Annotated in this window: 22 protein-coding genes; 11 read left to right on the top strand and 11 right to left on the bottom strand. The window is 58.9% G+C overall.

The genetic code is table 11. The features are described from left to right. The first annotated feature begins 45 nt into the window (after nt 1-45). The 3 genes from ACYZTW_RS10580 to ACYZTW_RS10570 all read left to right on the top strand — a co-directional run bounded on the left by ACYZTW_RS10580 (nt 46) and on the right by ACYZTW_RS10570 (nt 2,319). A complete protein-coding gene (locus tag ACYZTW_RS10580) occupies nt 46-507 on the top strand; it encodes a MarR family winged helix-turn-helix transcriptional regulator (RefSeq protein ID WP_462004801.1) in 462 nt (153 codons plus the stop codon). A gap of 344 nt (nt 508-851) precedes the next feature. Further along, a complete protein-coding gene (locus ACYZTW_RS10575; RefSeq protein WP_129436975.1) occupies nt 852-1,271 on the top strand; it encodes an organic hydroperoxide resistance protein in 420 nt (139 codons plus the stop codon). Between the two features lie 34 nt (nt 1,272-1,305). After that, entirely contained in the window at nt 1,306-2,319 is a 1,014-nt protein-coding gene (locus tag ACYZTW_RS10570) for an alpha/beta hydrolase (protein WP_462004800.1), read from the top strand. 164 nt (nt 2,320-2,483) lie between these two features. Here the strand turns inward: ACYZTW_RS10570 and ACYZTW_RS10565 are convergent, their stop codons facing one another. Then, a complete protein-coding gene (locus tag ACYZTW_RS10565; protein ID WP_007943632.1) occupies nt 2,484-3,053 on the bottom strand; it encodes an elongation factor P in 570 nt (189 codons plus the stop codon). Nucleotides 3,054-3,101: 48 nt separating this feature from the next. Further along, a complete protein-coding gene (earP, locus tag ACYZTW_RS10560; protein ID WP_462004799.1) occupies nt 3,102-4,250 on the bottom strand; it encodes an elongation factor P maturation arginine rhamnosyltransferase EarP in 1,149 nt (382 codons plus the stop codon). 124 nt (nt 4,251-4,374) lie between these two features. On the opposite strand from earP, the gene ACYZTW_RS10555 reads away from it, so the two are divergent. Then, nucleotides 4,375-4,785: a hypothetical protein gene (locus ACYZTW_RS10555; RefSeq protein WP_462004798.1), complete on the top strand. Its 411-nt coding sequence runs from the start codon at nt 4,375-4,377 to the stop codon at nt 4,783-4,785. 14 nt (nt 4,786-4,799) lie between these two features. Beyond that, the gene (locus tag ACYZTW_RS10550) at nt 4,800-5,282 is read left to right on the top strand and encodes a GreA/GreB family elongation factor (RefSeq protein WP_462004797.1); all 483 of its coding nucleotides are present in this window, start codon (nt 4,800-4,802) and stop codon (nt 5,280-5,282) included. A gap of 9 nt (nt 5,283-5,291) precedes the next feature. On the opposite strand, the gene cysB is transcribed toward ACYZTW_RS10550, so the two are convergent. The 5 genes from cysB to ACYZTW_RS10525 form a co-directional block, all read right to left on the bottom strand. Continuing rightward, the gene (gene cysB / locus ACYZTW_RS10545) at nt 5,292-6,266 is read right to left on the bottom strand and encodes an HTH-type transcriptional regulator CysB (RefSeq protein ID WP_008148549.1); all 975 of its coding nucleotides are present in this window, start codon (nt 6,264-6,266) and stop codon (nt 5,292-5,294) included. A 149-nt stretch (nt 6,267-6,415) separates the two neighbouring features. Beyond that, nucleotides 6,416-6,919, bottom strand: a complete 504-nt coding sequence (locus ACYZTW_RS10540) for a universal stress protein (protein WP_129436980.1) — start codon at nt 6,917-6,919, stop codon at nt 6,416-6,418. Between the two features lie 94 nt (nt 6,920-7,013). Further along, nucleotides 7,014-7,919 carry a 5'-nucleotidase gene (locus ACYZTW_RS10535; protein WP_008148545.1) on the bottom strand — a complete coding sequence of 302 codons (906 nt, stop codon included), beginning with the start codon at nt 7,917-7,919 and terminating at the stop codon, nt 7,014-7,016. Between the two features lie 25 nt (nt 7,920-7,944). Further along, nucleotides 7,945-8,901, bottom strand: coding sequence for a putative 2-dehydropantoate 2-reductase (locus ACYZTW_RS10530; protein WP_462004796.1), 957 nt, complete (start codon nt 8,899-8,901; stop codon nt 7,945-7,947). Beyond that, nucleotides 8,898-9,284, bottom strand: coding sequence for a thioredoxin family protein (locus tag ACYZTW_RS10525; RefSeq protein ID WP_462004795.1), 387 nt, complete (start codon nt 9,282-9,284; stop codon nt 8,898-8,900). Before ACYZTW_RS10525 ends, ACYZTW_RS10530 begins: the two co-directional genes overlap by 4 nt. On the opposite strand from ACYZTW_RS10525, the gene ACYZTW_RS10520 reads away from it, so the two are divergent. After that, entirely contained in the window at nt 9,283-9,726 is a 444-nt protein-coding gene (locus ACYZTW_RS10520) for a PilZ domain-containing protein (RefSeq protein ID WP_462004794.1), read from the top strand. The genes ACYZTW_RS10525 and ACYZTW_RS10520 overlap by 2 nt on opposite strands. Nucleotides 9,727-9,907: 181 nt before the next feature. Beyond that, on the top strand, nt 9,908-10,984 hold the full coding sequence (locus tag ACYZTW_RS10515; RefSeq protein WP_007899930.1) for a 3-deoxy-7-phosphoheptulonate synthase: 1,077 nt from the start codon (nt 9,908-9,910) through the stop codon (nt 10,982-10,984). 69 nt (nt 10,985-11,053) lie between these two features. Here the strand turns inward: ACYZTW_RS10515 and ACYZTW_RS10510 are convergent, their stop codons facing one another. Further along, nucleotides 11,054-11,341 (bottom strand): GNAT family N-acetyltransferase, encoded by a 288-nt coding sequence (locus ACYZTW_RS10510; protein WP_008057026.1) that lies wholly within the window; start codon nt 11,339-11,341, stop codon nt 11,054-11,056. A gap of 639 nt (nt 11,342-11,980) precedes the next feature. On the opposite strand from ACYZTW_RS10510, the gene oprI reads away from it, so the two are divergent. Both oprI and ltrA read left to right on the top strand, forming a co-directional pair. Next, nucleotides 11,981-12,232: an outer membrane lipoprotei OprI gene (gene oprI / locus ACYZTW_RS10505; RefSeq protein ID WP_002553018.1), complete on the top strand. Its 252-nt coding sequence runs from the start codon at nt 11,981-11,983 to the stop codon at nt 12,230-12,232. A gap of 511 nt (nt 12,233-12,743) precedes the next feature. Beyond that, entirely contained in the window at nt 12,744-14,036 is a 1,293-nt protein-coding gene (gene ltrA, locus ACYZTW_RS10500; RefSeq protein ID WP_462001131.1) for a group II intron reverse transcriptase/maturase, read from the top strand. A 158-nt stretch (nt 14,037-14,194) separates the two neighbouring features. On the opposite strand, the gene ACYZTW_RS10495 is transcribed toward ltrA, so the two are convergent. From ACYZTW_RS10495 to ACYZTW_RS10485, 3 genes are all read right to left on the bottom strand, one after another. Continuing rightward, the gene (locus ACYZTW_RS10495) at nt 14,195-15,166 is read right to left on the bottom strand and encodes a L,D-transpeptidase family protein (RefSeq protein WP_462004793.1); all 972 of its coding nucleotides are present in this window, start codon (nt 15,164-15,166) and stop codon (nt 14,195-14,197) included. A gap of 102 nt (nt 15,167-15,268) precedes the next feature. Then, nucleotides 15,269-15,562, bottom strand: coding sequence for a hypothetical protein (locus ACYZTW_RS10490; protein ID WP_003226812.1), 294 nt, complete (start codon nt 15,560-15,562; stop codon nt 15,269-15,271). Between the two features lie 56 nt (nt 15,563-15,618). Then, a complete protein-coding gene (locus ACYZTW_RS10485; protein WP_111449037.1) occupies nt 15,619-16,224 on the bottom strand; it encodes an arylesterase in 606 nt (201 codons plus the stop codon). 10 nt (nt 16,225-16,234) lie between these two features. On the opposite strand from ACYZTW_RS10485, the gene ACYZTW_RS10480 reads away from it, so the two are divergent. Further along, the gene (locus ACYZTW_RS10480) at nt 16,235-16,918 is read left to right on the top strand and encodes an ABC transporter ATP-binding protein (RefSeq protein ID WP_033057202.1); all 684 of its coding nucleotides are present in this window, start codon (nt 16,235-16,237) and stop codon (nt 16,916-16,918) included. Beyond that, nucleotides 16,918-19,422 (top strand): ABC transporter permease, encoded by a 2,505-nt coding sequence (locus ACYZTW_RS10475; RefSeq protein ID WP_462004792.1) that lies wholly within the window; start codon nt 16,918-16,920, stop codon nt 19,420-19,422. The genes ACYZTW_RS10480 and ACYZTW_RS10475 overlap by 1 nt, the downstream gene beginning before the upstream one ends. The last annotated feature ends 30 nt before the right edge of the window (nt 19,423-19,452 follow it).

Below are 19,452 nucleotides of genomic sequence, written 5' to 3'. Positions count from 1 at the left end.
GATTCGCCCGCTAGATTTATAACGATCACTGATCAAGGCTTCGAAATGACCACCGAGCGCAACACCCCGGATAACTGCGACGACCTGCTGCTGGATAATCAGGCCTGCTTCGCCCTGCACTCCACCTCGCTGCTGATGACCAAGGTCTACAAGCCGCTGCTGCAAGCGCTGGGTCTGACCTATCCGCAATACCTGGCGATGATGGTGTTGTGGGAAAAGGATGGTTTGACCGTAGGCGAAATCAGCACGCGCCTACTGACCGATCCTGGTTCACTGACGCCGTTGCTCAAACGCCTGGAAGTCGAAGGTTTACTCAGCCGCACCCGCAGCCGTGAAGACGAGCGAGTGGTGATTGTCGAACTCACTGAACAGGGTCGTGCATTGCGGGAGCGGGCGCGCGGTATACCCCAGTGCATCCTCGGCGCCAGCGGGATGACGCTGGAGAGACTGCAGAAACTACAAGCGGAACTGCAAGCGCTGCGCAGTAATCTGCAAGACAGTCTCTAATCTCCAAATCATCACGAATCCCCTGTGGGAGCGAGCTTGCTCGCGAAGGCGGTGTGACATTCAGCATGGATGTTGACTGACAGACCGCCTTCGCGAGCAGGCTCGCTCCCACATTTGTTTGGGTCGCGCCTTTCGTCTTCCTCCCTCCTCAAAAAAATCTGCGCCGAAAATCCCACCTCAGCAGCTCTAGTTCAACACTTCCAATTTACCCGCCGGAACCCACGCCCGACTTTTTCAAAAATTTATCTTGCGCACTAAATATTTGCGCGATACATTCACTTCGCACTTATTTAGCGCGCAAATATTTAGCGCAAAAACACCCAAACCCGAACGAGGCTCACACCATGCAAACTCTCTACACCGCAATCGCAACCTCCACTGGCGGCCGTGACGGTCGCGCGGTTTCCAGCGACAACATCCTCGACGTCAAACTCGCCACGCCCAAGGAACTCGGTGGTGCTGGCGGTGCAGCGACCAACCCTGAGCAACTGTTCGCCGCCGGTTATTCCGCCTGCTTCATCGGCGCGCTGAAATTCGTCGCCAGCCAGACCAAACGCACCATCCCGAACGACGCCTCGATCACCGCCCATGTCGGCATCGGCCAGATTCCTGGGGGGTTCGGTCTGGATATCGACCTGCACATCAGCCTGCCGGGTCTTGAACAAGCCGATGCGCAAAGCCTGGTCGACGCTGCCCACCAGGTCTGCCCGTACTCCAACGCCACCCGTGGCAATGTCGATGTGCGCCTGCACGTTGCCGTCTAACCGCTGACTCCAAGGCCCGAACCAGGAAACGAACATGAGCACTTTCAGCAAAGTCTTGACCGGTACCCTTCTCGCCCTGTCCATCCACAGCGCGTTCGCAGGTGATGGTGTTGAACACAACACCCTGGCGTTCCTCGACGCTGTGAATGCCGGCACCGGCAAACCGATGGAACAACTCACCCCTGCCGATGCCCGCGCCGTGCTGGTTGGCGCGCAGGCCGGGGTGAAACTGACGCTGCCAAAAGCCGATGTCAGCCAGAAGACCATTCAAGTCGACGGCCAACCGCTGAACCTGACCATCGTCCGGCCAGCCGGGGTCAAAGGTCCGCTGCCAGTGTTCATGTTCTTCCACGGCGGTGGCTGGGTGCTGGGGGATTTCCCGACCCACGAACGTCTTGTTCGGGATTTGGTAACGGGTTCGGGGGCGGCGGCGGTGTTCGTCAATTACACCCCCTCGCCAGAAGCGCATTACCCGGTCGCGATCAACCAGGCGTACGCCGCGACCCAGTGGGTGGCCGAGCACGGTAAAGAGATCAACGTCGACGGTAAACGTCTGGCCGTGGCCGGCAACAGTGTCGGTGGCAACATGGCGGCAGTGGTTGCGCTGATGGCCAAAGACAAGGGCACACCGGCGATCAAGTTCCAGGTGCTACTGTGGCCGGTGACTGACGCCAGCTTCGAAACGGCGTCCTACAACCAGTTTGCCGAGGGGCACTTCCTCACCAAAAACATGATGAAGTGGTTCTGGGACAACTACACCACCGATGCCAAACAGCGTAACGAGATCTATGCCTCGCCGTTGCGGGCAACCACCGCGCAACTCAAGGGCCTGCCACCTGCCCTGGTGCAGACCGCCGGCGCCGACGTGTTGCGCGATGAGGGCGAAGCCTACGCCCGCAAACTCGACGAGGCCGGCGTGCCGGTCACCGCAGTGCGCTACAACGGCATGATCCACGACTACGGTTTGCTTAACGTGGTGAGCCAGGTGCCAGCCGTGCGTTCGGCGATGCTGCAGGCGTCCGAAGAGCTCAAGCAACACCTGAAATAAAGCAAAAAGCTCGCAGCCTCGTTTCACTCGACAGCTCCTACATGGGTTTTGTATTCCCCTGTAGGAGCTGTCGAGTGGAACGAGGCTGCGATCTTTTGATCTTGATCTTCGGCCACAAAAAAGCCCGACTCAATGGTCGGGCTTTTTCATTCCTGAAGCGGTGCTTATTTAGCACGGCCTTTGTAGGAACCGCCTTCGCGGGTATCGATCTCGATCATGTCGCCGATTTCGATGAAGTCAGCAACCGACAGTTCGGTACCGTTCTTCAGTTTGGCAGGCTTCATCACCTTGCCGGAAGTGTCACCGCGAGCGGAACCTTCGGTGTAGTCAACCTGACGCACGATGGTGGTCGGCAGTTCTACGGAAACCAGACGCTCTTCGAAGAAGATCGCTTCGCAAACATCGGTCATGCCTTCTTCAACGAAAGGCAGAACGGCTTCGATGTCTTCAGCGTTCAGTTCGTACATGGTGTAGTCGGTGGTGTCCATGAACGTGTAGGTGTCGCCGCTGATGAAGGACAGGGTCGCTTCTTTGCGGTCGAGGATTACGTCGTCCAGTTTGTCGTCGGCGCTGTAAACGATCTCGGTCTTGTAACCGGTCAGCAGGTTTTTCAGCTTGGTCTTCATGATCGCGCTGTTACGACCAGACTTGGTGAATTCAGCTTTCTGAACCAGCCAAGGATCGTTTTCGAGACGGATCACGGTACCGGGTTTCAGTTCTTTACCAGTTTTCATTGCGAATATCCGAATTTGGATGGGATTTACAAAAATCTAGGCCGCGTATCATATCCAATTTACATAAAACTGTACCAGCGCTGCGGCAAGATCCGCCTGCAAAGCCTGTTCCAGACACCACGCTTCGGCGTGTTTTTGCAGTTCTGGCCAGTGTTTTCGGGTCGATTGCCAGTGCCCGGTCATATTGTCACCCGCATTCCACGCCCGCCAAAGACCGCTGATCGCCTCGCGGGCAGGCTCGGACAGGCCGTTGGTGTACAGAGCGAGGAAGGCGTCGAGCTTGTCCAGATGGATGTCTTCGTCCTGCTGATAGATGTGCCAGAGCAGCGGCCGGCCCGCCCATTGGGCGCGGACAAAGGAATCTTCACCGCGCACGGCATTGAAATCGCAGCACCAGAGCAGGTGATCGTATTGATCCTGTCGGACGAACGGCAGCACTTGCACGGTCAATTCACCGCGCACATGCACCGCGCCGGCCACCAGACAGTCCACACCGAGCCAACGTTCGACATCCCCAAGAATCCTGCCTTCGGGCACCAGCAGATGAGTGGGCGTCGAGTCGGCAGCCATTGCATCGAGCCAACTGGCCAGCCCAGTATTTTCGTAGGCAAACAGCGAGATCAACTGCGCACCTTGCGCGCGATCAATCCCTAAACCTTGCAGGAATTCTCGCTGAGCCTCGGGGCTTTGCTGAAACTGCTGACGACGCTCCAGCAATCCACTTTCACGCAGCAAGCCACCCGTGCCCTTCTGGAACCCCGGGAAGAAAAAGATTTTTTGTACGCTCTTGTATTTCACCGACGGCAAGCCGTGGCAGCCGACGATCCAGTCCTCGGCACTCAGATAGTCGAGATTCATCCACAGCGGCGGTTTTCCCCGTTCGGCCATGACGTCCATGTAAGCACTCGGCAATTGGCAGGCGAACGCGGCGATCACCACATCAGCGGCGTCAGTGGGCAGCCAGTCGGCCGTCCACTGGCGCACTTCGACGCCCTGCTGCCATTGCTGTGAGGCGTTAACGTCGATTTCCGGACACAAACGCTCAAAGGCTCGCAGATCATCGACCCACAAACGCACCGTCACCGAATGTTCGGCCACCAGTTGTCGGGCCAGACGCCAGGTCACGCCGATGTCACCAAAGTTGTCGACCACGGTGCAAAAAATATCCCAGCGCCAGCAGTTTTTTACTTGAGGCATTCCAGGCTCCCGTTGGCAAAGGCGCCGATTGTCCTCATAAATTACCCCGTGCAGAAGAGCCGACGGCGATTAATCTTCATGCGACAATCGCCACTCGCCCGCGACCACCCGCCAGGAGGCAGCCATGCCCTACCGTCCCAACCCGCGCCGCCCGTTGCCGATCCAGCTCAACGTCTTGCAACTGACCGGCAGCATTGCCCTGGGTGTGTGGCTGGGGTTTATCGCGATCGCGCTGACGTGCTGGCTCGCCTCTCGACTGTTGTTCAGCGAGCAGCTGGCGCCTGTGGCGGCAGCGGTCGAGCAACTGGCCAAACCACCGGTGGTGGTGCAACCGGTGCCGGACATTCCGCCTCAGAGCCCGTTGTTCGAACAGTACGAAGAGAACCTGCGCAAGAACGAGCAGCAACAAAGGCTTGATCAGGCCCGCAGCAACAACCGTAATCTGTCGAACCCCAAATGCCAGTTCTGGTTGCAACAGGACCAGACTGCACCGAGCGAAAAAAGCCGCGCCAACGTCCAGCAATTTTGCGATTGATCATGAAGCTCTCTATGCACAAGCCGACCGTCCACCAACTGATTCTCGACAAGCTGCGGATCGACCTCGACATCGCCGAGCGTGCCGCACAAACCGCTTACGAAACCGCGACCCACGAAGAAAACATCGCCGAGAACAAGTACGACACGCTGGGTCTGGAGGCGTCTTATCTGGCAGCCGGGCAAGCCAAACGGGTGGAAGAAATCAGGCAGTCACTGACGCTTTGCCAGAACCTTACGCTGCGTCCCTACGACGATCAGCGCGGCATCGAAGTCGGTGCCCTGCTCGGCCTGGAAGACGAAAAGGGTCGTGAGCAATGGCTGTTTCTGGCCCCCGACGCGGCGGGCTTGAAGGTCGACCTGGTGGGGCAATGGATTACCGTCATCACCCCGCGCTCACCGCTGGGCAAAAGCCTGCTGGGCAAGTTCGAAGGGGACGAGGTGGAGATTCGGGTGGCGGGCGCTCGGCAACAGTTCTCTGTTACCGAGGTGGTTTAAAGCGGGAGATTAATGCACCGGCAGTTCGACGCCGTCGAACAGTTCTTCCAGTTCCTGCTTGTTGTGGCACTGGATGGCCTTGGCCATGACTTCGCGGGTCAGGTGCGGGGCGAACTTCTCGATGAAGTCGCACATGAAGCCACGCAGGAACGTACCGCGACGGAAACCGATTTTAGTAATGCTGGATTCGAACAAATCGCTGGCATCAAGCATGACCAGGTCGCTGTCGAGTTTGGCATCGACCGCCATTTTCGCCACGATGCCCACGCCCAGGCCCAGACGAACGTAAGTCTTGATCACGTCGGCGTCGGCGGCGGTGAACACCACTTTCGGCGTCAGGCCGCGATGGCTGAAGGCTTCGTCGAGTTTCGAACGGCCGGTGAAACCGAACACGTACGTCACAATCGGGTATTCAGCCAGGGCTTCGAGGGTCAACTTCGACAGCTTGGTCAGCGGGTGGCCCTGAGGCACAACCACGCAGCGGTTCCAGCGATAGCACGGCATCATCACCAGATCACCGAACAACTCCAGCGCTTCGGTGGCAATGGCGAAATCCACGGTGCCGTCAGCGGCCATTTCGGCGATCTGCATTGGCGAACCCTGGTGCATATGCAGGGCAACGTCCGGGTATTGCTTGATGAAATTGCTGATCACCGGTGGCAACGCATAACGCGCCTGGGTGTGCGTGGTGGCGATCGACAGGGTGCCTTTCTTCTCGTTGGAGAATTCCTGGGCGATCTGCTTGATGCTTTCAACCTTGCGCAGGATCTCACCGGCGGTGGTGATAATTCGCTCGCCGGCCGGGGTGACGCGGGTCAGGTGCTTGCCGCTGCGAGCGAAAACCTCGACCCCCAATTCGTCTTCCAGCAGACGGATCTGCTTACTGATGCCCGGTTGCGACGTGTAAAGGCTTTGGGCTGTAGCGGAAACGTTGAGGTCGTGGTGCGCCACTTCCCAGATGTAGCGCAATTGTTGAAGCTTCATATGAATCCCTCAAAGCAGGTAGACGCCACGGGCATCAGCGACGGTATATAACTATATTAATGGTTTGAAGAATAAATCTAGAACTTTTTTATCAAGCTGCCACTATTCGTGTTCTGGTGTCCTGCCTCGTGAATACGCGAGACAGGACACTAACGATCCCCTTGGCGACGACGTTCCACCAGCGGCACCAGATAGACCGGTACCCGAGACAGTTGCAACACCCGCGCTGCAGTCCGGCCCAAAGGCGTTTCCGCACCAGCACCATGGCTATGACTACCTACGATCAACAAATCCACGGAGAGTTTCTGCGCCTGGTCGAGAATCACCTGTGACGGATCGCCCTGAAGCACCCGTACTGCTTTGATCCGCTCCAGGTCCTGCGACCCTTCATCCCCCAATTCTTCACGAAAGCTGTCGAGTACCCGCTGCTCGATATTGGCAATCACCGTGTTCAAGCCTTGGCTGTGAAACTCATTCAACGCCTGCTCATCGAGGTAACTCTGAAGCACCGACTCGGCAAACAGCCCCATCGGTTCAACGGCGTGCACCACGTAGAGGTCGGCATTGAATGTTCGTGCCAGCGCCAAGGCATGCTGCATCACCAAAGGTGCGTACAGGCCGAGGTCAGTGGCGTACAGCATCGAATGAATCATATGACCTCCTCGAGTGCCAACATGGCGGAGATTGATTCAGCTTAGCAGTGCCTTGGCGAGTACGACGTCCCGCGTAACGCGTTGAACCGTGGGCTTAAACCTTTTGCTCGTTGCTTATGCCGTGCGGCACGTGCCCGGTGGCGACCACCTCACGGGCCAACTCGCAATGACCGGCCTGATCGTCGAAAAACACGTCGGCGGCAAAGGCTTCGAGAAACGCCGACTTGGTCAGGCCGCCGAGAAACAGCGACTCGTCCAGACGAATATCCCATTCGCGCAAGGTACGGATCACTCGTTCATGGGCCGGCGCCGATCGCGCGGTCACCAGCGCGGTGCGGATCGGACAGGCGTCTTCCGGGAACTCACGCTGCAACAGATTGAGGGCTGCGAGGAAGCCTTTGAACGGCCCACCGCGCAAAGGCTCGCGGGCGGCTTCACGCTCGCTGGCCTGAAACGCTTCCAGACCACCGGACTGATAGACCCGCTCCGATTCGTCGGAAAACAGCACCGCGTCACCATCGAAGGCAATGCGCAATTCATCACTGGCGGCACGACTGGCGCCACCCGACAGAATGGTCGCTGCGGCGAACCCGGCATCCAGTGCACTGCGCACGTCTTCGGCATGCGTCGAAAGAAACAGGTCGCAGCCAAACGCCTTGAGGTACGGATAAGGACTGCGCCCGCCGACAAACGCCGCGCGGGAAATCGCCAGGCCATAGTGGTGGATCGAATTGAAAACCCGCAGGCCGGTGTCGGCACTGTTGCGCGACACCAGGATCACCTCGACCCGGGCGCGGCCCAGACTGGTATTGAGGTTGAGGAGTTTCTGCACCAACGGGAATGCATCACCGGGCTCAAGGATTTCGTCTTCGTGTTCGATCTGATATTGCCGATAGGCTTCGACACCGCTCGACAGATAGACCTTGTGGCTTTCGCTCAGGTCAAACAGCGCGCGCGAAGAAATCGCCAGCACCAGTTTGTCGTCGATCGTTTTTGCCATGCCCTTCTCCCCAAGGTTGATCGACTCAAGTGTTACGTCGATCGATAAAACTCAAACTGCGATACAAGGCTTCGATTCGCGGCAACTCACACCCTGCTGCCTTGGCGGCTGTCAGTGGCCGGGCGTAAATCGCGTCCAGTTCAAGCGTCCGCTTGTGCAGAAAATCGTGGTACATGCTCGGCCAATAGTCGGGCATCTTCTCGGTCGCCATGAACAGATGGTCGGCATATCCAGGCGGTACGTCGTGACCGCAGGCGATTGCGCCTTGAACCACTTCGGCCATCAGTGCCCTGATCAATTCCCGGCTGTCGGCATCGGCCATCAACGGCGTTGTGCTCGCCCCGAGCAGCACCGACAGGCCGTTGTAGGGGATATTCCAGACCAGTTTTTGCCAGCGTGCCTGATGCAGATTCGCCATGGCCTGGGAGTCGATACCGGCGGTGCGGAACAGCCCGGCGCCCTCCTCGACAATCGCCATGCGCGCCTGCTCATCGGCTGCAGGACCGCTGTGGTAGCCAACATTCACCGCACCGAGCGCCTGATGGGTGATGATGCCTGGTCCTTCGCGATGGACGCAGATATAGCAGAGCCCACCGAGCACATGCAGCGAATCGGGGAGCCACTCACGCAGACTGTCTTCGACGTCCAGGCCATTTTGCAACAGCAGCACTTTGGCACCGGGCGCAGCCGCTTGAATGATGGCCGGCGCCAGCTGCGCGTTACTGGTGGTTTTTGCGCCCACCAATAACCAGTCACAAGGCGGCATGTCTTCGGCCGTCGAATACGCCTGAACCGGATTCAACGTCAGCGCACCATGCGTCGCACTGTCGAGCTGCAACCCACGCTCGGCCACCGCTGAAAACTCACTGCGCAACAGAAAATGCACATCGAAGCCGGCACGCGCCAGCATCAACCCGTAGAAACCGCCGATCGCGCCGGTTCCGATAATACCGATTGTCGGTTTGGTCACTGCCCCCATCATGGCAACTCCTCTGCAAGTCGACTCAGCGCCTGACCCACGGCTTCATTGAGCTCGGTGCGGGTCAGGCGCGATTTTAGTGCCCCGAAGAATTCACCGTCGCGCACCACAAACAGCGCCGGCAAGTAAAAGACCTGATAACGCTCGACCACGCCGCCATTGTTCCCCGCATCAATCCAGCACAGTCGATCAACGTTCAGATCGAGTCGTGGCAATTGCTCATGGGCAAAACGGCAACTGGCGCAGCCGACACTGGTGAAAATAACCAGCGACACACCGCTCATCGCCAGCAGCCGTTGGTCGGCGTCGAAATCAGTCAGTTCCAATTCGACCACTATACTGGGTGGAACAATGTCAGATGGCCGACACATGGAGTCCGTGCTCATGGGACGTTTTATTCCTCATCCTGACGATGTGCCCGTCGAGTTAACGTTGCTAAAACCTGAGTGTATTTCACGACAACAGCTGCACACTATCAGCCTCGGGGGCATGGCTTGCAATTATCACCGGGCGTGGCGCCACGGTACGGCGCTGGAAGTGCGCATGCCGACCTTGAACCCCGACTTGCGCTTTCTGGGCTATGTGGCCTGGTGCCTGCGACGCAAGCGCGGCTATCTGGTTGGCATTGCCTTTGTTGACGAGCAGATGATGTTCAGTGCCCGAATGGGCGAGCAGGTGTGCCAGATCGAACGTTACTGCCGCCTGCATGACGCGCATGACGATCTGCAGGAAACTCAGGCACTGGCCCTCGAATGGGTCCAGGAGCATGCCGACGAGTTCTCTCACGACACGGTTCGCAAGGCATTTGCACAGGTTGTGCTGGATTAGGGGGCGTTCTCAATTCGTTTCCCGGCAGGAAACTAATTGAGAATGCCCCTTAAACCGGTGTCTGCCCATTGTCGAGCCACGGTGTAACGCGCTAAGGTTCTGCTCCCCGACGCGCTTAATTTGCTGTGCTCCGCCGCGCGGGTTCGCTGGCGGCCGGCACCCGTGACCTGACGAGTAAACGATGGCTGATTTACCGATCAACGACCTAAACGTCGCCTCCAACGAGACGCTGATCACTCCCGATCAGCTCAAGCGTGATATCCCTCTGAGCGACGCGGCCCTGCGCACCGTCACCAAGGGCCGCGAAGTCATTCGCAACATTCTTGATGGCACCGACCACCGCCTGTTTGTTGTCATCGGGCCTTGCTCGATCCACGACATCAAGGCCGCCCACGAATACGCCGAGCGCCTGAAGGCGCTGGCGGCCGAAGTGTCCGATACCCTGTATCTGGTCATGCGCGTGTATTTCGAGAAGCCACGCACCACCGTCGGCTGGAAAGGCTTGATCAACGATCCGTACCTGGACGACTCGTTCAAGATTCAGGATGGTCTGCACATCGGCCGCCAGTTGCTGCTGGACCTGGCCGAGATGGGCCTGCCGACCGCAACGGAAGCCCTCGACCCGATCTCCCCGCAGTACTTGCAGGACCTGATCAGCTGGTCGGCCATCGGTGCGCGCACCACCGAATCCCAGACTCACCGTGAAATGGCCTCCGGCCTGTCCTCGGCAGTCGGCTTCAAGAACGGCACCGACGGCGGCCTGACGGTCGCTATCAACGCCCTGCAATCGGTTTCCAGCCCTCATCGCTTCCTGGGTATCAACCAGGAAGGTGGCGTGTCGATCGTCACCACCAAGGGCAATGCCTACGGTCACGTGGTACTGCGCGGTGGCAACGGCAAGCCGAACTACGATTCGGTCAGCGTCGCGCTCTGCGAGCAAGCGCTGAACAAAGCGAAGATCAAGCCGAACATCATGGTCGATTGCAGCCACGCCAACTCCAACAAGGACCCGGCCCTGCAACCGCTGGTGATGGAAAACGTCGCCAACCAGATCCTCGAAGGCAACCAGTCGATCATCGGCCTGATGGTCGAAAGTCACTTGAACTGGGGCTGCCAGGCGATCCCGAAAGACCTCGCCGACCTGCAATACGGCGTGTCGATCACCGATGCCTGCATCGACTGGACCGCCACCGAAAACACCTTGCGCAGCATGCATGCCAAGCTCAAGGACGTGCTGCCGAAACGCGATCGCAGCTGATCACTTTTCACCGCACAAAAAAACGCCGGGCTTAACCCGGCGTTTTTTTTGCGTTCGATTCTTTAAAAGTTACTGGCTCAGCTTGGCGGCATGCCGCTGGTGGCGCTCCATGTAGCGTTCCACGTAAGAACACGATGGAATGACGGTGTAACCCATTTCTTCAGCGTACTCCAACGCCTTCTCGGTCAAGGCTGCCGCAATGCCGCGACCACGCAGCGCGTTGGGCACAAAGGTGCGATAGATATCCAGGGTCTGTTTCCCCAGATCCATATAGGTCAGGTAGGCACGATGACCGTCCACATTGGTCTCGAACTGATGACCAGCCTGGTCATGGTGGATGGACAACGCCTCGCTCATCACTACTCCTCGCGGGTCTGAAATTCTGACCCCTACCTTACCGATGTTTTTCCGGCGAAGGAACATCTACGCCACCCCGTGCCTGAATGGACACCGAGAAGAGCTGCACCAGTCTCGCACAACCGAGCACGTATCAAATAGTAGGCACTATTGGCAGAAATGCTCAAGGTACGCTCGTCATCACGCGGGTTGGCGGGTGCTGCTCCGGGTGACGCAGAGACAGCTCGACCGAAGATCTGTGAAGGTCGATAGCCTGAACATTGCCGGATGTTGAGACTTAAGACGAGCGCCCTTTGTTAAAGTCACCTGAACATGGAGAAAGATATGAGAGGCGCCACGCAAAATTCGAACAAAAGTGTAGACGAATCCATCTAGACAGACTTTAGCCAAGACTCGGAAAAGAGCTGTGAGCGTGCGGAACTTTTCTTTGGCGGCTCGCTCAGCTCGGGCCTCCCAGCTGGATATTTTTTAAACAATGCAGTTAAAAGTTGCTCGAAAAAGAATCAACGCCTACAATTTTTTTGGCTTCTTGCTTTACGTCAGTTTACTTACGACAAGTAATGGGTAGTATGTACGCCGGCTATTTCCTCACTCTGAGGAGGCAGCTAACTTAATAGAAAGTCCTTGAAGGGGAACACGATGAACAACGTTCTGAAATTCTCTGCTCTGGCTCTGGCCGCAGTTCTGGCTACCGGTTGCAGCAGCGTATCGAAAGAAACCGAAGCACGTCTGACCGCTACTGAAGACGCAGCAGCTCGCTCCCAGGCTCGTGCAGACGAAGCTTACCGTAAAGCCGATGAAGCTCTGGCTGCTGCTCAAAAAGCACAACAGACTGCTGACGAAGCTAACGAGCGTGCTCTGCGCATGCTGGACAAAGCTAGCCGCAAGTAATAATCCTTCGGGATTGTTATCAAGCCGACCCATTTTTTGGGTCGGCTTTTTTATGTGCGCCCAGCATGGGCGCAATCTTGTGGGTGAAAGTCCCGCCGTAAGCTGACCACAGCGAACGAAGTGAAGCGCAACTGCATGAGGGCGACCGAGTGTGGGGAGGAAGCGTGGATCGAAGCCATGAGCCGATGTACAAGAACCGGATAGAAGGCGAAGCCGATCAGGGCGAGCGGGCATAAAACCGCGAAGCTCTTGTGGTCAAGGATCAGGTTGCGTAAATCCGGCGGTTGTGTGGTGAAGGATTGCGTTCTTACCTGGGGAGATCTCGCCTTGTGCCTGAAAGGGCGACGGTGCAAGCCGGAGCGAGAAGTCAGCAGAGGCCGTAGTAGTCTTTTTTTTTTTTTTGACGAAGGGCCGAACGAGAGAAAGCGTTATAGGCCATGTTGATGCGAACGACCGGAAGTCAGATGCCTGCCAAACGCGGGGCGGATGTGAGGACGCGAGCGGTGAAACCGTGAGAAGCCCCATCAGCGACGAGGTCAATCGCCCGCAAGATGAATCCGACAACGCAGGGCAAGGGCTGCTGGATCGGGCCTTTGCGAGAGAAAACCTGAAGCGGGCATGGAAGCGGGTCAAGGCCAACAAGGGAGCAGCGGGCGTCGATGGTCTGGATATTGAACAGACCGCCGAACATCTACTGAGCCAGTGGGCGGCGATTCGCGAACAGCTTCTTTCAGGCGTCTACCGGCCCAGCCCGGTACGACGTGTGGTCATCCCCAAACCTGACGGCGGTCAGCGCGAGTTGGGAATTCCAACGGTCACCGATCGCTTGATCCAACAAGCGTTGCTGCAAGTCTTGCAACCAGAACTCGATCCGACTTTCAGTGAACACAGCTACGGCTTTCGCCCGGGACGTTGCGCGCAGGATGCTGTTTTGGCGGCTCAGCGCCATGTGTCTTCAGGGCGAAGAGTGGTGGTGGATGTTGATCTGGAGAAGTTCTTCGACCGGGTCGATCACGATATTTTGATTGATCGTTTACGCAAGCGGATTGCGGATCGGGCGGTTATCCGGCTGATTCGGGCGTATCTGGATGCGGGAACGCAGATCAATGGCGTAGTCGAGAAAAGCCGCTGCGGGGCGCCGCAAGGCGGCCCGCTGTCGCCGTTGCTGGCGAACGTGCTGCTGGACGAAGTGGATCGGGAACTTGAACGTCGAGGTCATTGCTTCGTGCGCTATGCCGACGATGCGAATGTGTATGTTCGCAGCAAGAAGGCCGGGCAGCGAGTGATGGCCTTGCTCAAGCGTCTGTATGAAAAGCTGCACTTGAGCGTCAACGAGAGCAAGAGTGCGGTGGCGAGTGTATTTGGTCGCAAGTTTCTGGGGTACGCGTTCTGGGCTTCTCCACAAGGCGTCAAAAGGACAGTAGCGGTCAAAGCGCGTCAGCGCTTCAAACAGTGCATCCGCTGGTTTACCCGGCGCTCAGGTGGCCGCAGCTTGCAACAAGTTGTCGACCGATTAAGGCCCTACATGCTTGGCTGGAAGGGATATTTCGGCTTGTCGCAAACTCCCAGAATCTGGCGAGAGTTAGATGAATGGATACGACACCGACTACGAGCAATCCAGCTCAAGCAATGGCGGCGTAGTTCAACGATCTATCGAGAGCTGCGCAGGTTGGGTGCAAGTGAGGCTACTGCTCGCAAAGTGGCGGGAAGCTCTCGCTGCTGGTGGCGCAATAGCGCTCTTGAACTCAACCGAGTGCTCGATATAGCGTGGTTCGACAGAACGGGTTTACCGCGTCTCTCCTGACCTCAATCTCTCGAACCGCCCGGTGCGGACCCGCATGCCGGGTGGTGTGGCAGGGGAACGGCCTATGAAGGCCGTCCCCTATGCCGATTGCCCGCTATTTCGTACCGGCAATAAAAAACCCGCCGATGCGGTCAGCATCGGCGGGCTCCTTTCAAGCATTACTGCAACGGGTCGATCGGCGCATTCGTCACCATCGCCGCCGAGGAATTCGGCACTCCGATTTCCACCGGCAGACCATCTTCGGCGGCAACCACGTCGCGGACCACATCCCAGTTCATGCGCAGGTTGTTGGTGATGTCCTCACGCTTGAGCATCGCGTTGATCACCGCAGTGTGTTTGTCGACCACAGAAGGGTTGCCCTTGTCGTCCAGCGGCGTGTGCGCTTCCAGATACACCTTGCCGCCACTGACACCGAACTTGTACGGGTCGCTGATAATGCGCACCGACGTGCCTACCGGCACCATGCTCGCCATTTCCAGCACGTTGTTGTTGAACATGCGGAAGCAACCGTGACTGGTGCGCATGCCGATGCCGAACTTCTTGTTCGAACCGTGGATCAGGTAGCCCGGCGTGCCCAGCGTGAATTTGAACGGCCCCAGCGGGTTGTCCGGGCCGGCCGGCACCACGTTCGGCAGTGGATCGCCATCGGCGGCGTGCTCGGCCTTGATCGACGCTGGAGGGGTCCAGGTCGGGTTCGGCGTCTTGGCGGTGATGGTGGTATGGGCAATCGGCGAGCCCCAGCCTTCACGGCCGATACCCAACGGGAAGGTGTACACCACGTTCCGGCCTTTCGGGAAGTAATAGAGGCGGTACTCGGCCAGGTTGATGACGATGCCTTCACGCGGGCCTGGTGGCAGGATGAAACGCGTCGGCAGCACCACTTCGGTGCCAGCGCCCGGCAGCCATGGATCGACACCAGGGTTGGCCGCGACCATTTCCGAATAGCCCAGATCGTAGGTGGTGCCAAGGTCGGCGAAGGTATCTTCGTACTTGGCCTTGATCACCTGGACCTGACCGATGATGTCTTCACCGGGCGGTGGCAGGGGCAGCTCCGATGCTGCTACGGGACCCGCCACACAGAGGGCGGCGAGAGACAGGTAGCGGGTGACGGCAGGAAAGCGCGGCAACATCCGGAAAATCCTTCGCATGATCGACAAGGGTATAAAAACGAGATTGTACACCGGCGCCTGGAAAATCGGGGAGTTGACCGATAGCAAGCAATCTATCGGCTTCTAAAGCTCGAAACGAAGTTCCGGCCAGATCGGCGATGTACCGCGTTTTTGCGATTCGAGAATGGCACGACACAGCGAGCACAGGCGCTGATCCTGGAACACACGGCGATCGACGCTCGACCAGCGCGGTTGTGCTGGCAACAGGCTGCCGCACAAGGTCCGGTCCGCCGAGCCGCCCAACTCCAGTTGACGGGTCACCAGATGTACCCGCACTTCCTGGCAGGCGAACAGATCCAGCTGTTCGTCAGGCTCGATCAGTTGGTAGGCAAAAAGTGACCAGGCAGGACGCGGCATCGGGGGCTCCAAATCGGGGGCGCCACCTTAGCCGAAACACCGCCGCTAGAAAAGCGTCAAAGCAGCGGTTTCAGTGTAGGCCAGACATTTTCCAGCAACTTGCCCTGAGCCCCGGCAGCCGGGTGCAAGCCGTCAGACTGCATCAAGTCCGGATGACCGCCCACGCCGTCGAGAAAAAACGGCACCAGCGGGATCTTTTTCTCCTCGGCCAGTGTGCTGTAGACCTTCGCGAAGGCCTCGGTATAACGAACGCCGTAGTTGGGTGGCAATTGCATGCCGAGCAGCAGCACCTTTGCACCACTGGCGCGGGAGCTGTCGATCATCGCCGCAAGGTTTTGTTGCAATTGTGTTGGCAGCAATCCGCGCAGGCCATCGTTGCCGCCCAACTCGAGGATGACCAACTCAGGTTTATGCTCTGCAAGCAGCGCGGGCAGGCGCGCCTGGCCTCCGGCGCTGGTGTCGCCGCTGATGGACGCATTGACCACCTTATCGTCGAAACCTTCGCGCTTGAGCCGTTGCTCGAGCAATGACACCCACCCCAACCGGGTATCCAGCCCGAAACCCGCGCTGATACTATCGCCAACGATCAGGACTGTACCCGCCGCTGCGTTCTGGGCCATGCACATCAAGGCCAGGCCAGCACTCAAAAACCACACACGCATCGGATTCTCCATGGGCGCAAGCATTCTCACCGCGAAGAACCTCAGCAAAGTGGTTCCCAGCGCGGAAGGTGAACTGACTATCCTGCACGAACTCAGCCTGGAACTGAACAAGGGCGACAGCCTGGCCATTGTCGGCGCCTCCGGTTCCGGCAAGTCCACCCTCCTCGGCTTGCTCGCTGGCCTCGACCTGCCGAGCAGCGGCGACGTCACCCTCGCCGGGCAAGCCCTGAGCAATCTCGACGAAGACCAGCGCGCACGTATCCGGGCCGAGCATGTCGGTTTTGTGTTCCAGTCCTTTCAGTTGCTCGACAGTCTCAACGCCCTGGAAAACGTGATGCTGCCGCTGGAACTCGATGGCCGCAAAGACGCCCGTGAACGCGCCACCGAGCTGCTGCAACGGGTCGGCCTGGGCCAGCGGCTAACCCATTCGCCACGCCAGCTTTCGGGCGGCGAACAGCAGCGCGTGGCGATTGCCCGTGCGTTTGCCGCCGAACCCGACGTGCTGTTCGCCGACGAACCCACCGGCAACCTCGACAGCCACACCGGCGAGCGCATCAGCGATCTGCTGTTCGAACTCAACCAGGAACGCGGCACAACCCTGGTGCTGGTGACCCACGACGAACGCCTGGCACATCGCTGCCGGCGTCTGATCCGCCTTGAAGCCGGCCTGCTGGTCGCCCCTCTGGAGCCTTGATGGCACGCCTGCCGCTGTTGCGCCTGTTCAGCCTTGCCATCCGCCAACTGCTGCGCGATGCCCGCGCCGGTGAGTTGCGGGTTTTGTTCTTTGCCTTGCTGGTGGCCGTGGCGGCGAGTACTGCCATCGGTTACTTCGGCACCCGCCTGAACGGCGCCATGATGCTGCGTGCCACCGAGTTTCTCGGTGCCGACCTGCTGCTTGAAGGCAGTTCACCGGCACGGCCCGAACAGATTAAAAGCGGCACGGAGCTTGGGCTCGATCACGCTCAGGTGGTGGAATTCTCCAGCGTCATCGCCACTGACAACGGCATTCAGCTGTCCAGCATCAAGGCTGCCGATGACGTCTACCCACTGCGAGGTGAACTGAAAAGTGCCCCGGCGCCCTTCGCCCCTGAAGAACCCGGTGGCGGACCGAAACCCGGTGAAGCCTGGGTCGAAGCGCGACTGCTGACCGCGCTGGACTTGAAGATCGGCGACAGCATCGATGTCGGCATGCGAACCCTCAAACTGGCGCGAGTGCTGACCTACGAACCGGACCGCGCCGGCAATTTCTACAGCCTCACGCCGCGGGTGCTGATCAACCTCAGCGACCTCGCCGCGACCGGCGTGGTGCAACCCGGCAGCCGGGTCAGTTACCGCGAACTCTGGCGCGGTAAAGCCGAGGCGCTGGAAACCTATCGTCAATTGATCAAACCCGGCCTGGCCGCCAACCAGCGTTTGCAGGATGCACGCGATGGCAACCGACAGATCGGCGGCGCCTTGGGCAAGGCCGAGCGTTACTTGAACATGGCCAGTCTGGTAGCGGTTCTGCTGTCCGGTGTGGCGGTGGCGCTGTCGGCGACGCGCTTCGCCACCCGCCGATTCGATGCCAGTGCATTGCTGCGTTGTCTAGGGCTGTCCCGACGGGAAACCATGGTGCTGTTCAGTTTGCAGCTGACGGTGCTCGGACTGCTCGCCAGCATCAGCGGCGCCCTCATCGGCTGGTTCGCGCAACTGGGACTGTTCGCGCTGCTGCATGATTTATTACCGACCGACGTTCCACCGGGCGGTCTGTTTCCTGCCATCGCCGGGATCGGCACCGGACTGGTGGCGTTGGCCGGTTTTGCCTTGCCACCACTGGCTGCACTGGGTCGGGTTCCGCCATTGCGGGTTTTACGTCGGGACATGCTGCCGATTCCCTCCAGCACCTGGATGGTTTACGGCGCGGCATTGGGCGCCCTCGGGCTGATCATGTGGCGTCTGAGCCTGGACCTGGTATTGACCTTCGCCCTCCTCGGTGGCGGTGTGATCGCGGCGTTGGTGCTTGGCGGCTTGCTGTTGCTGCTTCTGAAGAGTCTGCGCCGAATGCTGGCGCGCGCCTCTTTGCCATGGCGCCTCGGGCTGGGCCAATTGCTGCGTCATCCACTGGCGGCAGCGGGACAATCCCTGGCGTTCGGTTTGATTCTGCTGTCCATGGCGCTGATCGCATTGCTGCGTGGCGAGTTGCTGGACACCTGGCAAAACCAGCTGCCGAAAAATGCGCCTAACTATTTCGCGCTTAACATTCTACCGGCGGACAAACAGGCGTTCATCGATCGCCTGATCAAACTGTCGGCGCAATCGGCGCCGCTATATCCGGTGGTGCCTGGCCGGCTGATCAGCGTCAACGGCGAGCCGGTACAGGAAATCGTCAGTAAGGATTCGGCCGGTGATCGAGCGATCCAGCGCGACCTGAGCCTGACCTGGGCGGCGGATTTACCGGCAGGCAACAAACTCACGGCGGGCAACTGGTGGGCCGAACAGACGCCGGACGAGATTCCCGGCGTATCGGTGGAAGGCAAAGTCGCCGAAAGCCTGAAGCTCAAGCTCGGCGATCACATGGTCTTTACCGTGGGCGGCGTTAATCGCGAAGCGAAAGTCACCAGCCTGCGGGAGATCAACTGGGACAACTTCCAGCCTAACTTCTTCATGATCTTCCAGCCCGGCACGCTGAAGGATCTGCCGGCGACCTACCTGACCAGTTTTTATCTGGCGGCCGGTCATGATCAGCAGATCGTGGATCTGTCGCGGGCGTTCCCGGCGGTGACCATCTTGCAAGTCGAAGCCTTGCTCGAACAGCTACGCAGCATCCTCGCCCAAGTCACCCTGGCGGTGGAATACGTGCTGTTGTTCGTGTTGGCGGCGGGGATGGCGGTGTTGTTTTCAGGCTTGCAAGCGACGCTCGATGAACGCATTCGCCAAGGTGCCTTGTTGCGAGCGCTGGGGGCCGAGCGGCAATTGTTGGTCAAGGCCCGGCGGATCGAGTTCGGTTTGCTTGGGGCGGTCAGCGGATTGTTGGCAGCGCTGGGTTCGGAACTGGTGAGTCTGGTGCTCTACCGCTACGCCTTCGACCTGCCCTGGCATCCGCATCCGTGGTTGCTGGTGTTGCCAGTGATCGGCGCGGTGCTGATCGGGGGTGCCGGTGTGTTCGGCACACGTCGCGCGCTGAACGCCAGCCCCCTGACAGTCTTGCGCGAGGGTTGATAGACTCAAACACTCTCGTTCACAAGAACC

It is taken from the genome of Pseudomonas sp. LB3P25, from assembly GCF_054897985.1.
The sequence above is the reverse complement of the archived record's forward strand: the minus strand, read 5'-3'. Positions and strand labels throughout refer to the sequence as shown.

Coding starts and splice junctions, on each gene's coding strand:
- ACYZTW_RS10580 (WP_462004801.1), top strand. CDS start 46: ATGACCACCGAGCGCAACACCCCGGATAACTGCGACGACCTGCTGCTG.
- ACYZTW_RS10575 (WP_129436975.1), top strand. CDS start 852: ATGCAAACTCTCTACACCGCAATCGCAACCTCCACTGGCGGCCGTGAC.
- ACYZTW_RS10570 (WP_462004800.1), top strand. CDS start 1,306: ATGAGCACTTTCAGCAAAGTCTTGACCGGTACCCTTCTCGCCCTGTCC.
- ACYZTW_RS10565 (WP_007943632.1), bottom strand. CDS start 3,053: ATGAAAACTGGTAAAGAACTGAAACCCGGTACCGTGATCCGTCTCGAA.
- earP (WP_462004799.1), bottom strand. CDS start 4,250: ATGCCTCAAGTAAAAAACTGCTGGCGCTGGGATATTTTTTGCACCGTG.
- ACYZTW_RS10555 (WP_462004798.1), top strand. CDS start 4,375: ATGCCCTACCGTCCCAACCCGCGCCGCCCGTTGCCGATCCAGCTCAAC.
- ACYZTW_RS10550 (WP_462004797.1), top strand. CDS start 4,800: ATGCACAAGCCGACCGTCCACCAACTGATTCTCGACAAGCTGCGGATC.
- cysB (WP_008148549.1), bottom strand. CDS start 6,266: ATGAAGCTTCAACAATTGCGCTACATCTGGGAAGTGGCGCACCACGAC.
- ACYZTW_RS10540 (WP_129436980.1), bottom strand. CDS start 6,919: ATGATTCATTCGATGCTGTACGCCACTGACCTCGGCCTGTACGCACCT.
- ACYZTW_RS10535 (WP_008148545.1), bottom strand. CDS start 7,919: ATGGCAAAAACGATCGACGACAAACTGGTGCTGGCGATTTCTTCGCGC.
- ACYZTW_RS10530 (WP_462004796.1), bottom strand. CDS start 8,901: ATGATGGGGGCAGTGACCAAACCGACAATCGGTATTATCGGAACCGGC.
- ACYZTW_RS10520 (WP_462004794.1), top strand. CDS start 9,283: ATGGGACGTTTTATTCCTCATCCTGACGATGTGCCCGTCGAGTTAACG.
- ACYZTW_RS10525 (WP_462004795.1), bottom strand. CDS start 9,284: ATGAGCACGGACTCCATGTGTCGGCCATCTGACATTGTTCCACCCAGT.
- ACYZTW_RS10515 (WP_007899930.1), top strand. CDS start 9,908: ATGGCTGATTTACCGATCAACGACCTAAACGTCGCCTCCAACGAGACG.
- ACYZTW_RS10510 (WP_008057026.1), bottom strand. CDS start 11,341: ATGAGCGAGGCGTTGTCCATCCACCATGACCAGGCTGGTCATCAGTTC.
- oprI (WP_002553018.1), top strand. CDS start 11,981: ATGAACAACGTTCTGAAATTCTCTGCTCTGGCTCTGGCCGCAGTTCTG.
- ACYZTW_RS10495 (WP_462004793.1), bottom strand. CDS start 15,166: ATGTTGCCGCGCTTTCCTGCCGTCACCCGCTACCTGTCTCTCGCCGCC.
- ACYZTW_RS10490 (WP_003226812.1), bottom strand. CDS start 15,562: ATGCCGCGTCCTGCCTGGTCACTTTTTGCCTACCAACTGATCGAGCCT.
- ACYZTW_RS10485 (WP_111449037.1), bottom strand. CDS start 16,224: ATGCGTGTGTGGTTTTTGAGTGCTGGCCTGGCCTTGATGTGCATGGCC.
- ACYZTW_RS10480 (WP_033057202.1), top strand. CDS start 16,235: ATGGGCGCAAGCATTCTCACCGCGAAGAACCTCAGCAAAGTGGTTCCC.
- ACYZTW_RS10475 (WP_462004792.1), top strand. CDS start 16,918: ATGGCACGCCTGCCGCTGTTGCGCCTGTTCAGCCTTGCCATCCGCCAA.